Source organism: Pseudomonas sp. S2_F03 (assembly GCF_054668335.1).
This window is the reverse complement of the sequence record NZ_CP162759.1, coordinates 2,086,635-2,099,484: the sequence shown is the minus strand read 5'-3', so window position 1 is coordinate 2,099,484 and position 12,850 is coordinate 2,086,635. Positions and strand designations below refer to the sequence as shown.

Annotated in this window: 13 protein-coding genes; 9 read left to right on the top strand and 4 right to left on the bottom strand. The window is 57.5% G+C overall.

The window, feature by feature from the left end; translation table 11 throughout:
- Position 1 precedes the first annotated feature (1 nt).
- Positions 2 to 1,009 (top strand): cytochrome d ubiquinol oxidase subunit II, encoded by a 1,008-nt coding sequence (cydB, locus tag AB4N76_RS09940; protein ID WP_046028614.1) that lies wholly within the window; start codon positions 2 to 4, stop codon positions 1,007 to 1,009.
- Between the two features lie 84 nt (positions 1,010 to 1,093).
- The gene (locus AB4N76_RS09935; protein ID WP_080943018.1) at positions 1,094 to 1,261 is read left to right on the top strand and encodes a DUF2474 domain-containing protein; all 168 of its coding nucleotides are present in this window, start codon (positions 1,094 to 1,096) and stop codon (positions 1,259 to 1,261) included.
- 71 nt (positions 1,262 to 1,332) lie between these two features.
- Here AB4N76_RS09935 and AB4N76_RS09930 read toward each other — a convergent pair whose 3' ends face one another.
- A complete protein-coding gene (locus AB4N76_RS09930) occupies positions 1,333 to 2,457 on the bottom strand; it encodes a methyltransferase (protein ID WP_046028612.1) in 1,125 nt (374 codons plus the stop codon).
- A 179-nt stretch (positions 2,458 to 2,636) separates the two neighbouring features.
- The gene (locus AB4N76_RS09925) at positions 2,637 to 3,347 is read right to left on the bottom strand and encodes an autoinducer binding domain-containing protein (RefSeq protein WP_460164423.1); all 711 of its coding nucleotides are present in this window, start codon (positions 3,345 to 3,347) and stop codon (positions 2,637 to 2,639) included.
- Between the two features lie 355 nt (positions 3,348 to 3,702).
- Here AB4N76_RS09925 and AB4N76_RS09920 point away from each other — a divergent pair, with 355 nt between their 5' ends.
- Positions 3,703 to 4,479, top strand: coding sequence for a ferredoxin--NADP reductase (locus tag AB4N76_RS09920; protein ID WP_460164422.1), 777 nt, complete (start codon positions 3,703 to 3,705; stop codon positions 4,477 to 4,479).
- A gap of 46 nt (positions 4,480 to 4,525) precedes the next feature.
- On the opposite strand, the gene mscL is transcribed toward AB4N76_RS09920, so the two are convergent.
- A complete protein-coding gene (gene mscL / locus AB4N76_RS09915; RefSeq protein WP_046028605.1) occupies positions 4,526 to 4,939 on the bottom strand; it encodes a large-conductance mechanosensitive channel protein MscL in 414 nt (137 codons plus the stop codon).
- A 285-nt stretch (positions 4,940 to 5,224) separates the two neighbouring features.
- Between mscL and katB the strand changes: the two genes are divergently transcribed.
- The 3 genes from katB to radA are packed head-to-tail and all read left to right on the top strand — an operon-like array spanning position 5,225 to position 8,781.
- Positions 5,225 to 6,766 (top strand): catalase KatB, encoded by a 1,542-nt coding sequence (gene katB, locus AB4N76_RS09910; RefSeq protein WP_077431234.1) that lies wholly within the window; start codon positions 5,225 to 5,227, stop codon positions 6,764 to 6,766.
- Between the two features lie 59 nt (positions 6,767 to 6,825).
- A complete protein-coding gene (locus AB4N76_RS09905) occupies positions 6,826 to 7,368 on the top strand; it encodes an ankyrin repeat domain-containing protein (protein WP_046028602.1) in 543 nt (180 codons plus the stop codon).
- 45 nt (positions 7,369 to 7,413) lie between these two features.
- Positions 7,414 to 8,781 (top strand): DNA repair protein RadA, encoded by a 1,368-nt coding sequence (gene radA, locus AB4N76_RS09900; RefSeq protein WP_046028601.1) that lies wholly within the window; start codon positions 7,414 to 7,416, stop codon positions 8,779 to 8,781.
- A 31-nt stretch (positions 8,782 to 8,812) separates the two neighbouring features.
- Here the strand turns inward: radA and AB4N76_RS09895 are convergent, their stop codons facing one another.
- On the bottom strand, positions 8,813 to 9,181 hold the full coding sequence (locus AB4N76_RS09895; protein ID WP_046028598.1) for a PilZ domain-containing protein: 369 nt from the start codon (positions 9,179 to 9,181) through the stop codon (positions 8,813 to 8,815).
- Between the two features lie 160 nt (positions 9,182 to 9,341).
- On the opposite strand from AB4N76_RS09895, the gene AB4N76_RS09890 reads away from it, so the two are divergent.
- The 3 genes from AB4N76_RS09890 (at position 9,342) to yjiA (ending at position 12,755) form a co-directional block, all read left to right on the top strand.
- Positions 9,342 to 11,408 (top strand): carbon starvation CstA family protein, encoded by a 2,067-nt coding sequence (locus AB4N76_RS09890; RefSeq protein WP_046028595.1) that lies wholly within the window; start codon positions 9,342 to 9,344, stop codon positions 11,406 to 11,408.
- A 15-nt stretch (positions 11,409 to 11,423) separates the two neighbouring features.
- Complete coding sequence (locus AB4N76_RS09885; RefSeq protein WP_003228401.1) at positions 11,424 to 11,621, top strand: YbdD/YjiX family protein; 198 nt, start codon at positions 11,424 to 11,426, stop codon at positions 11,619 to 11,621.
- Positions 11,622 to 11,783: 162 nt separating this feature from the next.
- Entirely contained in the window at positions 11,784 to 12,755 is a 972-nt protein-coding gene (gene yjiA, locus AB4N76_RS09880) for a GTPase (protein ID WP_077431236.1), read from the top strand.
- The last annotated feature ends 95 nt before the right edge of the window (positions 12,756 to 12,850 follow it).

The following is a 12,850-nucleotide window of genomic DNA, read 5'->3' as shown; positions in this document are numbered from 1 at the left end:
CATGGGTATTGATCTTCCGCTGATCTGGGCCGTGATCATCATCTTCGGCATCATGATGTACGTGGTGATGGACGGCTTCGACCTGGGCATCGGGATTCTCTTCCCGTTCATCCCGGGCAAGACCGACCGCGACGTCATGATGAACACCGTTGCACCGGTGTGGGACGGAAACGAAACCTGGCTGGTATTGGGCGGCGCGGCATTGTTTGGCGCCTTCCCGCTGGCGTATTCGGTGGTGCTTTCGGCGTTGTACCTGCCACTGATCCTGATGCTGATCGGGTTGATTTTCCGTGGTGTGGCCTTTGAATTTCGCTTCAAGGCCCGGGACGACAAACGCCATCTCTGGGACAAGGCATTTATCGGTGGGTCCGTCACCGCGACCTTCTTCCAGGGCGTGGCGTTGGGGGCTTTCATTGATGGGTTGCCGGTGGTCAATCGCCAGTTTGCCGGTGGTTCGCTGGACTGGCTGACACCGTTCACCCTGTTTTGCGGTGTGGCGCTCGTGGTGGCTTATGCGCTACTCGGCTGCACCTGGCTGATCATGAAAACCGAAGGCAAGTTGCAAGCGCAAATGCACGACCTGGCACGGCCGCTGGCCTTCGTGGTGTTGGCGGTGATCGGTATCGTCAGCATCTGGACGCCATTGGCCCACGCCGAAATCGCCGCTCGCTGGTTCACGTTGCCCAACCTGTTCTGGTTCATGCCTGTGCCGATTCTGGTGCTGGTGACCATGTACGGTTTGATCCGCGCCGTCGCCCGCAATGCGCACTACACGCCATTCCTGCTGACGCTGGTGCTGATCTTCCTCGGCTACAGCGGTTTGGGCATCAGCCTGTGGCCGAACATCGTGCCACCGTCGATCTCGATCTGGGACGCCGCTGCACCGCCGCAAAGTCAGGGCTTCATGCTGGTGGGCACGTTATTCATCATACCGTTCATCCTGGGATACACCTTCTGGAGCTACTACGTGTTCCGCGGCAAGGTGACCCACGAAGACGGTTATCACTAACACCCTGGGAGCGAGCTTGCTCCGGGCGGCGTTCCGACGATGGCGCCCTCACCGGCGCCATCGATCTGACTGAGGATCGATGCAATGAACGGCAAACATTCCCTGCACGACATTGAAGAAGCCGAAAAAAAGCCGCTGTGGCAACGGCTTGGATGGCTGGCCCTGATCTGGGTCGGTAGCGTCGCAACCCTGTTTATTGTGGCGAGCCTGATGCGCATGTTCATGAATGCTGCGGGGCTGACCACACACTGAAGATCCCATCCCGTTGCCTTGGAGGCACGGACTTGCAACCCTCCCGCGTGGAGGGTTTTTTTTGCCCGCGCTTATTTGCGGGCTTTGAGAATCACGAATTTTGGGGTGGCGGCCACTTGCTCGACGCCACGGAACAGTCGGGCGAGCTTGCTGTGGTAACCCAGGTGGCGGTTGCCGACGATGTACAGCGCGCCACCTACCACCAGCGCTTCACGGGCTTGCTGGAACATGCGCCAGGCGAGGAAGTCGCCGACGACTTGTTGCTGGTGGAAGGGCGGATTGCACAGCACTACGTCCAGGGATTGCGGTTCTTGCCCCGTCAGGCCATCGCCTGCCCGCACTACGACCGCTCTGTCACCCAGCGCCGCGTGCCAGTTTTCGGCGGCCGATTGCACCGCCATGAACGACTCGTCCACCAACGTGTACTGCGCCTCGGGGTTTTGCAGCGCACTGGCAATGGCCAACACGCCATTACCACACCCGAGGTCGGCCACTCGCGCGGTGCCAAGGTTTTTCGGCAAGTGCGGCAGAAAGGCCCGCGTGCCGATGTCCAGGCCTTCGCGGCAGAACACATTGGCATGGTTGAGCAGCTCAATGGCCGGGTCATCGAGTTGGTAGCGCGAAGGGTAGGGGGACACGGCAGGCGCTTTTGCTTCAGGTGTGGCGATCAATAGCCGGGCCTTTTTCACCGCCAGGGAGGCTTGCACCGGGCCGATGTAGCGTTCCAGCAGATCACCGGCAGCACGTGGCAGATGCTTGACCATCGCCGCCGCAATCACCTGGGCGCCCGGCGCCAGTTGGCTTTGCAGGCGAATCAATTGTTCCTCCAGCAACGCCAGGGTTTTCGGTACGCGGATCAATACCCGGTCAAACGGGCCACTGAGCACTTCGCTGGCAGGCACATGGGGCACCGCGTCAAACGCCTGGCCGTTACGGATCAGGTTTTTCTCCAGTCCCTGAAAGGCCAGGAACGAGTCGCCGTTGCTGATGACCCGGACCTTGCCCGCGAGGCTGGCAGCCAGCGCGCCAAAACTGTCGTTGAGCACCAATACCCGAGTCTCAGCCGTGGGGTGTTGTTCAGCCAGATGGTTGAGCAGGTATTCGTCAGCCGCATCGAAAGCTTGCAGCGGTTCGTTCTGCTGCTCTGGCTGACGGATCAGATCGAGTTGGGCGAAGGGCGTTTCGAGCAGGGGCATGAGGCGGGGCTCTGGGTAGTCAACGGGTGTGGTGTCCCGCTGCCGAAGGCGTTGTAGCGGGCGGGACCGTCCGAGTGCACATCGACGAGATGTTAAACACGTCATCACTCAGGGGGGACCGCAAATGGTACTTTTTTTTCGGTTGGATTACTCGCGGGTTTTCCATGAACCGGGTGGATTCAGATGGCGCCCGTCCTCACCGCCTTTATCACCGCTGCAATCTTGTTGTTCACGCCAAACTTCTGGATAGCGCTGCGCACATGGAAATTGATGGTGCGTTCGCTGATGCTGAGAATTCTGGAGCATTCATAGGCGGTCTTGCCGTCGGCCGACAATTTCAGGATTTCGACTTCACGCGTCGACAAATGAGGTGTGCAGGCTGTCGGCAGGCGATGCCGCAGTTTTTGAGCCGCGAGATCATGCATATGGTGGTTGATGAAAATGACGTAACCCAGATGTCCATACAGTTCCTCGGCAGTGATCGGGGTGCTGCTTCTGGCCAGGCTAAACATACTGCGCAGACCGCTACCGTCGTGTAACGATTGTGACCAGCCATACTGCAAGCCTTGTTTTTTTTGCGCCTGTCTCAACTGAGGAGCCTTTGAAAAGACCTCATCCTCCCAAAGAATTGGCAGCTCTGATTGATTGCAATGAGCTAGTATTGGATCTATGTCACCAAAATGTTCATGTTCATACTTCGTGTTCCAATCGGGCGGGTAATTGTTAAAATTTACCGTGTCGCAATTAAGCCCGTCCGCGGAGGATGTAATTGAAAAAGCACAGAAATTGAAACCAAGACACTGGATCAGATCGAGTGAGATTTCATAGGCGGATTTAATTTCCTTGGCATCGTATATCTGTCGTAACTGTGACTCCTTCCACATTTTCATTGCGGTAACTCCATGCGAACATCTTGGGGGTGCATGTTTGGATCCGAGATCCAGCACGTGCCGAGTGTAGGAGTAATCCTACATAAGCGCTGCAATTTTTTGCTCTTGAAAACTATCGGAAGTGCATATCTGGTTCTTAGCTTTGGGGCGCGCAGATAAAACTATCTAGCATGGTAGATGTAATTCTATTTATTGTTTTTTGTACAAGTTTTCATATGTCATTGACGATGTATAAGCAGTTGTACAACTCAGTGCGACTAACAGCGGATCTCATTTCTAAAGACACTACAAATTATCAGTGTTTACATCATCTGCTTTGCGCGACACTGGCGGTATCAGTTCAATGGAGCGACCCATGACCGCCAGTGCCGAAAAGTTCACTCGCCAAACCTTGCTCGACGTCCAGCCGTTGACCCCGAATCTCTTTACCCTGCGGGTTACCCGGGATCCGGGCTTTCGATTCAGGGCGGGGCAGTTTGCCCGGCTAGGCGTTACCAAGGCGAATGGCGGTACGGTCTGGCGCGCCTATTCGATGGTGTCCTCACCCTATGACGAGTTTCTCGAGTTCTTCTCCATTGTGGTGCCAGGCGGGGAGTTCACCAGCGAGCTGAGTCGCCTGGACGTCGGCGATACTTTACTGGTCGACCGCCAGGCCTTTGGTTATTTGACCCCTGACCGCTTTGTCGATGGGCGTGACCTCTGGTTGTTATCCACAGGCACCGGCATTGCTCCGTTTCTGTCGATCCTGCAGGACTTCGAAGTGTGGGAGAAATTCGAGCGCATCCTCCTCGTCTATAGCGTACGCGAAGCCCGGGAACTGGCTTATCAGGCGCTGATCGCCGAGTTGGGGCAACGCGATTATCTGGCCGAATACGCCCACAAGTTGCAGTTCATCGCCACCGTCACTCGCGAGCAACACCCTGGCGCCCTGAATGGACGGATCACTACGCTGATCGAAAATGGCGAGCTGGAACGGGCAGCAGGCGTGGCGCTGACGGCCGAGCATTCGCGGGTCATGTTGTGTGGCAATCCGCAGATGATCGATGACACGCGTAAATTGCTCAAACAGCGTGACATGCACTTGAGCCTCAGTCGACGACCCGGCCAAGTGGCTGTGGAAAACTTCTGGTAAAAAAAACGGCGCCCCAAAGGCGCCGTTTCTTGTTGCAGCCAGCCTGTCAGGGCCGATTGTTCTGGGCTTTGAGAAGGTCGCGGATTTCGCTCAACAACTCTTCTTCCTTGCTCGGAACCGGCGGCAGTGTCGGGGCGGCGGCCTCTTCGCGCTTCAGTTGGTTGATCGCTTTGATCCCCATGAAAATCGCGAGCGCGACAATGACGAAGTCAATCATGCTCTGGATAAATTTGCCGTAGGCCAGCACCACGGCCGGGGCGTTGCCTTCGGCGGCCTTAAGCGTAATGGCCAGATCACTGAAGTCGACCCCGCCGATCAACAGGCCAATGGGCGGCATGACCACGTCACCGACAAACGACGTAACGATCTTGCCGAAGGCCGCGCCGACGATGATACCGACCGCCATGTCGATCACATTACCTTTGACCGCGAAGGCCTTGAACTCACTTATCACGCCCATAGGTTATTTCCTTGTTACAGATGAGGTTGGTGAACGCAGTGTAAATCAGCAAAACGACTCGTGCTCGAAACACCTAATTACAATGCTCGATGTAATTGACCTGTTTGCCGGTAATTAAAAGGCAAAGTGCCAGCAATCGCGCGCAAAATACGCGTTAAGTAACTGATTGGCGACATAAAATTCTGAATCGTCACGTTGCGATATTTCTATTTAAGTTTTACTGCTTCGGTCCCTAGCCTCTGGTCCACGCACTGGGAGTGCGTCTTGAAAACAGAGGAACCTGATATGACTTCGACCATCGGCCCGGGGACTTTTCCCCATCGGCGTACCTTTGGCGTTTTAACCGCCACTCTACTGTCCTTCTCCGTCCATGCTGCAACACTGACCCGCGATAACGGTGCTGCCGTGGGGGATAACCAGAACTCACAAACCGCGGGTGCCACTGGCCCGGTGCTGTTGCAGGACGTGCAACTGATCCAGAAGCTGCAGCGCTTTGACCGTGAGCGCATTCCTGAGCGTGTGGTGCATGCTCGTGGCACCGGGGCCCATGGCACGTTCACCGTGACCAATGACCTGAGCGACCTGACCAAGGCGAAAGTGTTTGCTGGTGGCCAGAGCACACCGGTGTTCGTGCGTTTCTCCGCCGTTGTTCATGGCAACCATTCGCCGGAAACCCTGCGCGACCCTCGCGGTTTCGCCACCAAGTTCTACACCGCCGACGGCAACTGGGACTTGGTGGGCAACAATTTCCCGACCTTCTTCATCCGTGACGCGATCAAGTTTCCAGACATGGTCCATGCGTTTAAACCAGACCCTCGCACCAACCTCGACGATGATTCGCGGCGTTTCGACTTTTTTTCCCATGTCCCGGAAGCCACTCGCACCCTGACCGAACTGTATTCCAACTCTGGTACTCCCGCCAGTTATCGGGAAATGGATGGCAACGGTGTGCACGCCTACAAGTTAGTTAACGCCAAAGGCGATGTGCACTACGTGAAGTTTCACTGGAAGAGTTTGCAGGGGATTAATAATCTCGATCCAAAGTCCGTGACAGAAGTTCAAGGTAAAGATTACAGTCATATGACAAATGACTTGGTTGCGCATATTAACAAGGGCGATTTTCCGAAGTGGGACTTGTACGTTCAGGTTGTAAAATCACAAGATCTGTACAAGTTTGATTTCGATCCATTGGACGCGACCAAGATCTGGCCCGGAGTTCCTGAACGAAAAGTTGGACAAATGGTCTTGAATCGTAATCCTTCGAATGTCTTCCAGGAAACCGAACAAGTCGCCATGGCCCCCGCCAATCTTGTTCCCGGTATCGAGCCTTCGGAAGATCGCTTATTGCAAGGGCGAGTGTTCTCCTACGCCGATACGCAACTCTATCGTCTGGGCGCCAATGCGCTGCAGTTGCCGATCAATGCGCCAAAAGTTGCCGTGAATAACGGTAATCAGGACGGCGCGATGAACATCGGTCAAAGCAGTACAGGCGTGAATTATCAGCCGAGTCGTCTAATGCCCCGCGAAGAACCGCAAGCCGCGCGCTACAGCCAATCGGCGCTGACGGGCAGCACCCAGCAGGCGAAGATCCAGCGCGAGCAAAACTTCAAGCAGGCTGGTGATCTGTATCGCTCCTTCAGCAAAAAAGAGCGAAATGACCTGATCGAGAGTTTTGGCGGTTCGCTCGCGACAACCGATGACGAGAGCAAGCACATCATCCTGTCGTTCCTCTACAAGGCCGACCCGGAATACGGGACGGGCGTGACCAAGGTGGCCAAGGGTGACCTGAGCCGGGTCAAGGCGCTGGCGGCCAACCTGGTCGACTGACCGCGTTTGCCTGAAAAGCGGGACCTCGGGTGAGGTCCCGTCGAGCCAAGGAGATTGCGATGCGTGATTATCTGTTTCTGGTGCTGGCGTTGCTTTCGACCAGTGCCTTTTCCTCCACAAGTGACGATGCGGCCGCGCTGTCTGCTCAATTGCAGGATTACTACTTCGACGCCGCCCGCCGTGGTGATGTGCCAATGCTCGACACGTTCATCGAGGCTGGATACTCGCTCGATACCCGCGATGGCAAGGGTTATACCGCGCTGATACTGGCGGCTTATCACGGCCAGACCGGCGCAGTCGATCGCTTGCTCGCCGCCGGCGCGGATGCCTGTGCTCAGGATCAGCGAGGCAACACGGCATTGATGGGGGCGATTTTCAAAGGCGAAGTGCAAATCGCCCGGACCTTGTTGTCGGCCGGTTGCAGTCCGGACCAGCGCAACGGCGCGGGGCAGACTGCGGCGATGTACGCCGGATTGTTCAAACGTGCCGAGTTGCTCGATGCACTCAAGGCCAAAGGCGCGGACCTGAACGCCGAAGATCCGTTAGGCAACAGCGCCACGCGTCTGGCCAGCGGCGAAATCCGTACCGCCGCGCCGCGCTGATCGGTGTCAGCTGAGCTATCATCGCGGTTTTTGCCGGGAGTTCAGATGGCCAAGGCCAAGCGCATGTACGGCTGCACCGAGTGTGGCTCAACCTTCCCCAAGTGGGCCGGCCAATGCGGCGAGTGCGGGGCCTGGAACACGCTGACCGAAACCATGGTGGAAAGCGGTGGCGCCGCCGCCCCGAGCGGTCGCACTGGCTGGACCGGTCAGCAGGCCCAGATCAAGACACTGGCCGAAGTCAGTGTCGAAGAAGTACCGCGGTTTTCCACAGCCTCCAGTGAACTCGATCGGGTGCTGGGCGGTGGCCTGGTCGACGGTTCGGTGGTGCTGATCGGCGGTGACCCGGGCATCGGCAAATCGACCATCCTGTTGCAAACCTTGTGCAACCTCGCCAAAAGCATGCCGGCGCTGTACGTCACCGGCGAAGAATCGCAGCAACAAGTGGCCATGCGCGCCCGCCGGCTGGGTTTGCCGCAGGACCAACTGCGGGTGATGACCGAAACCTGCATCGAAACCATCATCGCCACGGCCCGGGTGGAAAAACCCAAGGTCATGGTGATCGACTCGATCCAGACGATCTTCACCGAACAACTGCAATCGGCACCGGGCGGTGTCTCGCAGGTTCGCGAGAGCGCAGCGCTGCTGGTGCGTTATGCCAAGCAAAGCGGCACGGCGATTTTCCTGGTCGGCCACGTGACCAAAGAAGGTGCTCTGGCCGGTCCGCGCGTGCTGGAGCACATGGTCGACACCGTTCTGTATTTCGAAGGCGAATCCGATGGGCGTCTGCGTTTGCTGCGGGCGGTGAAAAACCGTTTTGGCGCAGTTAACGAATTGGGTGTGTTCGGCATGACCGACAAGGGCTTGAAAGAAGTCTCCAATCCCTCGGCGATTTTTCTCACTCGCGCTCAGGAAGAAGTACCGGGCAGTGTGGTCATGGCTACGTGGGAAGGCACACGACCGATGCTGGTGGAAGTCCAGGCCTTGGTGGACGACAGTCATTTGGCCAACCCGCGCCGGGTAACACTGGGGCTGGATCAGAATCGCCTGGCGATGCTGCTCGCGGTTTTACACCGTCATGGCGGCATTCCGACCCACGATCAGGACGTATTCCTCAATGTGGTGGGCGGGGTGAAGGTGCTGGAAACAGCATCAGACCTGGCGTTGATGGCGGCCGTCATGTCCAGTTTGCGTAACCGGCCACTGCCGCATGATCTGTTGGTGTTTGGCGAAGTCGGCCTGTCGGGCGAAGTGCGCCCGGTGCCAAGCGGTCAGGAACGCCTGAAAGAAGCCGCCAAGCACGGCTTCAAGCGCGCCATCGTGCCCAAGGGCAATGCGCCGAAAGAATCACCGCCGGGGTTGCAGATAATTGCAGTGACCCGTCTGGAACAGGCACTGGACGCGTTGTTCGAGTAACCCGCAATTCCTGTAGGAGCCGGGGGTGAATTCAGATCTCGATCAACGCCCCCAGCTCACGTTCCAGCTCTTGCGAGTCTCCCACGTTGAGTTCAATCAACCGCCGCAGGCGTTCAATCGATTCCAGGCTGATGTGTTTGCAGACGAAGCCAAGCTGGCCATGATCATCGTGGGTCAGTTGCACATCCATCTTGATGGCAACGTCATCGGTGAGGTGAATATCGACCAGGAAATGCCACTCTCGATTTCCCAGCCACGGCTCGGGCTTCTCGATCAGCAGTCCCTTGAGCGACAGGTCGATCAGCTTCACCGGCCAGATGTATTCCCCTTGGCTCAACTCGGTTTTGGCATCGAACGCGATACGTTTGAAGCGGCGGCGATCGGCGGCGTGCTCGCTCATGGCGTAATCCTCGAAAAGGTACGCTGACTATAGACCCGCAATATCAAAGCCTGCCAGCGCAGACAGGCGTTTAGACCAATGTTGGGGTATGGCCTTTGCCGTCAGGAGAGCTAAACTCGGGGTGGCTTTCTTTCTTGTCCACTCTGGCTGGAATCATAAAATGAAAAATAATAATAGCCTGCTAAGCCACTTACCCTGGCTGCTGCTGGCAATCGTCGGTGCGTGCGCACTTGGGGTAGTGGCACTGCGCCGCGGAGAGGCAATCAACGCCTTGTGGATTGTGGTCGCGGCGGTGGCCATATATCTGGTTGCGTATCGCTACTACAGTCTGTTCATCGCTAACAATGTGATGCAACTCGACCCGCGACGGGCGACCCCCGCCGTACTCAATAATGATGGTCTGGACTACGTGCCGACCAACAAACACATTCTTTTCGGCCACCACTTCGCGGCCATCGCTGGCGCTGGTCCTCTGGTCGGTCCGGTATTGGCGGCGCAGATGGGTTACCTGCCGGGTACTCTGTGGATAATCGCGGGCGTGGTGCTGGCCGGTTCTGTTCAGGACTTCATGGTGTTGTTCATGTCGACCCGCCGCAACGGTCGGTCCCTGGGCGACATGGTCCGTGAAGAAATGGGCCGCATCCCGGGCACCATCGCACTGTTTGGCTGCTTCCTGATCATGATCATCATCCTCGCGGTGCTGGCACTGATCGTCGTGAAAGCCCTGGCTGAAAGCCCTTGGGGCATTTTCACGGTGATGGCGACCATCCCGATCGCGATGTTCATGGGCATCTATATGCGCTACATCCGCCCGGGCCGCATCGGTGAAATCTCCGTGGTCGGCGTGTTGCTGCTGCTCGGTTCGATCTGGCTGGGCGGGCAGATTGCCGCTGACCCGGTCTGGGCCAAGGCGTTCAGCTTCACCGGCATTCAGATTACCTGGATGTTGATCGGCTACGGTTTTGTGGCCGCCGTGTTACCGGTGTGGCTGATTCTGGCCCCGCGTGACTACCTGTCGACCTTCCTGAAAATCGGCACCATCGTCGCCCTCGCGATCGGCATTCTGGTGACCATGCCCGAGCTGAAAATGCCCGCGCTGACCCAGTTCATCGACGGCACCGGCCCGGTGTGGAAGGGCGGTCTGTTCCCGTTCCTGTTCATCACCATCGCCTGTGGCGCGGTCTCGGGTTTCCACGCGCTGATCTCTTCCGGCACCACGCCGAAACTGCTGGATAACGAAACCAACGCCCGTTACATCGGTTACGGCGGCATGCTGATGGAGTCCTTCGTGGCGATCATGGCCATGGTTGCGGCCTCGGTGATCGAACCAGGCGTGTACTTCGCGATGAACAGTCCGGCGGCCGTGGTCGGCGGTGATGTGGTAGCGGTGGCGCAAGCGGTCAGCGGCTGGGGTTTTGCCATTACCCCGGAAGCCCTGCAAGCCGTGGCCCATGACATCGGCGAAACCACCATCCTGGCCCGTGCCGGTGGTGCGCCGACCCTGGCGGTCGGTATCGCGCAGATCCTGCACAGTGTCCTGCCGGGTGAAAACACCATGGCGTTCTGGTACCACTTTGCGATCCTGTTCGAAGCGCTGTTCATCCTGACGGCTGTCGACGCCGGTACCCGTGCCGGTCGTTTCATGCTTCAGGATTTGCTGGGCTCTTTCGTGCCGGCGCTGAAACGTACGGAATCCTGGACCGCCAACCTGATCGCCACCGCCGGTTGTGTAGCGATGTGGGGTTGGTTGCTGTATCAGGGCGTCATCGATCCGTTGGGTGGCATCAACACCTTGTGGCCGCTGTTCGGCATCTCCAACCAGATGCTGGCCGGTATCGCGCTGATGCTCGGCACCGTTGTGCTGATCAAAATGAAACGCCAGCGCTACATCTGGGTGACGTTGGTGCCAGCGGTCTGGCTGCTGATCTGCACCACCACCGCAGGCTTCATCAAGCTGTTCGACGCCAACCCGGCGATCGGCTTTCTGTCGCTGGCCAAGAAGTACAGCGATGCGCTGGCCAACGGTCAGATCCTCGCCCCGGCCAAGGACATCACGCAGATGCAGCACGTGATCTTCAATGCCTACACCAACGCTACGCTGACGGCGCTGTTCCTGTTCGTGGTATTCAGCATCCTGTTCTATGCACTCAAGGTCGGCATTGCCTCCTGGGGTAAAAAAGAGCGCACGGATAAAGAATCGCCATTCCACGCCCTGCCTGACGCGTAATCGAGGATTGCAAACATGTTCAATGACCTGAGTCGTCTCGGTAAATACCTCGGTCAGGCCGCGCGCCTGATGGTCGGCATGCCCGACTACGACACCTACGTCGAGCATATGCAAACCAAACACCCGGACAAACCGGTGATGAGCTACGAGATGTTCTTCCGCGAACGTCAGGAAGCGCGTTACGGTGGCAAGGGTGGGCCGAAGTGCTGTTGATCCGACAGCCAGATTGATGCAACCCCTGTGGGAGCGGGCTTGCCCGCGATGACGGACTATCAGTCAGCATTGATGTTGAATGGTAAATCGCTATCGCGGGCAAGCCCGCTCCCACATTTGTTTTTGTGTTCACTTTTTATTTTATGAAGCAGGAGATTCAGTTTGTCCTCTCCCATCCCCGTCACGATCCTCAGCGGCTTCCTTGGCGCCGGCAAGACCACGCTGTTGCGTCACCTGTTGAAAGCAGAGCACGGCCTGAAAATAGCCGTGATCGAAAACGAATTCAGTGATGCTGGTATTGATACCCAACTGTTGGGCGACGAGCCGGTACAAGTCATGACGCTGTCCAACGGCTGCGTCTGCTGCACCATCCACACCGACCTGACCAAGGCGCTGTACCTGTTGCTCGAACGCCTGGACAGCGGCGACATCGCCTTCGATCGCCTGGTGATCGAATGCACTGGCCTGGCGGACCCGGCTCCGGTGGCGCAAACGTTCTTCATCGACGAAGAACTGCGTGAACGCTACCTCCTCGACGGCATCATCACCCTGGTCGACGCGGCGCATGCCGACACGCACCTGGCTCAAACCATTGCCCAGGCGCAAATCGGTTTCGCAGACCGCTTGCTGGTGAGCAAGCGCGATCTGGTGGATGAGCCGACCTTCAGCGCATTGAGTGAACGCCTGACCCGTATCAACCGGCGTGCGCCGATCCGCGTGGTCGATCACGGCCAGATCGATCTGGCTGAATTGCTCGACGTGCGCGGTTTTAATCTGAATGCCGACCTTGGCGGTGGCGTGAGTCTGCGTCCGGTAAGCAAGGCGCCATCCATCGACCGCATCTCCAGCCTGGTGCTGCGCACCGACAAACCGCTGGATATCGACAAGCTCAGCGAGTTCATGAATGAATTGCTCGAAGAGCATGGCAAGCAACTGCTGCGCTACAAAGGCGTATTGAACATCCTCGGTGAGTCTCGACGCATGGTGTTTCAGGGTGTGCTGAAACTGTATGGTTTCGATTGGGATACCGAGTGGGCAGACGATGAGGCCCGCGAAAGCGTGATCGTGTTCATTGCCGATGACTTGCCGCAAGAGAAGATTCGCGAAGGATTTGCACGGGTGGCAGCGCAGTAGTGTGCAGAATTTGGGTTGTTTTCAGGTGAGGCGGCGGTGATCACCGCCTCACCCCGACTATGCACCTCCCGGTTTTGAGTCGGGAGGGGACGTCC

Excerpts from the sequence above, each read along its gene's own strand:
- AB4N76_RS09905 (WP_046028602.1), top strand. The coding sequence starts at position 6,826 with ATGCGTGATTATCTGTTTCTGGTGCTGGCGTTGCTTTCGACCAGTGCC.
- katB (WP_077431234.1), top strand. The coding sequence starts at position 5,225 with ATGACTTCGACCATCGGCCCGGGGACTTTTCCCCATCGGCGTACCTTT.
- AB4N76_RS09925 (WP_460164423.1), bottom strand. The coding sequence starts at position 3,347 with ATGAAAATGTGGAAGGAGTCACAGTTACGACAGATATACGATGCCAAG.
- mscL (WP_046028605.1), bottom strand. The coding sequence starts at position 4,939 with ATGGGCGTGATAAGTGAGTTCAAGGCCTTCGCGGTCAAAGGTAATGTG.
- AB4N76_RS09890 (WP_046028595.1), top strand. The coding sequence starts at position 9,342 with ATGAAAAATAATAATAGCCTGCTAAGCCACTTACCCTGGCTGCTGCTG.
- AB4N76_RS09885 (WP_003228401.1), top strand. The coding sequence starts at position 11,424 with ATGTTCAATGACCTGAGTCGTCTCGGTAAATACCTCGGTCAGGCCGCG.
- AB4N76_RS09895 (WP_046028598.1), bottom strand. The coding sequence starts at position 9,181 with ATGAGCGAGCACGCCGCCGATCGCCGCCGCTTCAAACGTATCGCGTTC.
- cydB (WP_046028614.1), top strand. The coding sequence starts at position 2 with ATGGGTATTGATCTTCCGCTGATCTGGGCCGTGATCATCATCTTCGGC.
- radA (WP_046028601.1), top strand. The coding sequence starts at position 7,414 with ATGGCCAAGGCCAAGCGCATGTACGGCTGCACCGAGTGTGGCTCAACC.
- AB4N76_RS09920 (WP_460164422.1), top strand. The coding sequence starts at position 3,703 with ATGACCGCCAGTGCCGAAAAGTTCACTCGCCAAACCTTGCTCGACGTC.
- AB4N76_RS09930 (WP_046028612.1), bottom strand. The coding sequence starts at position 2,457 with ATGCCCCTGCTCGAAACGCCCTTCGCCCAACTCGATCTGATCCGTCAG.
- AB4N76_RS09935 (WP_080943018.1), top strand. The coding sequence starts at position 1,094 with ATGAACGGCAAACATTCCCTGCACGACATTGAAGAAGCCGAAAAAAAG.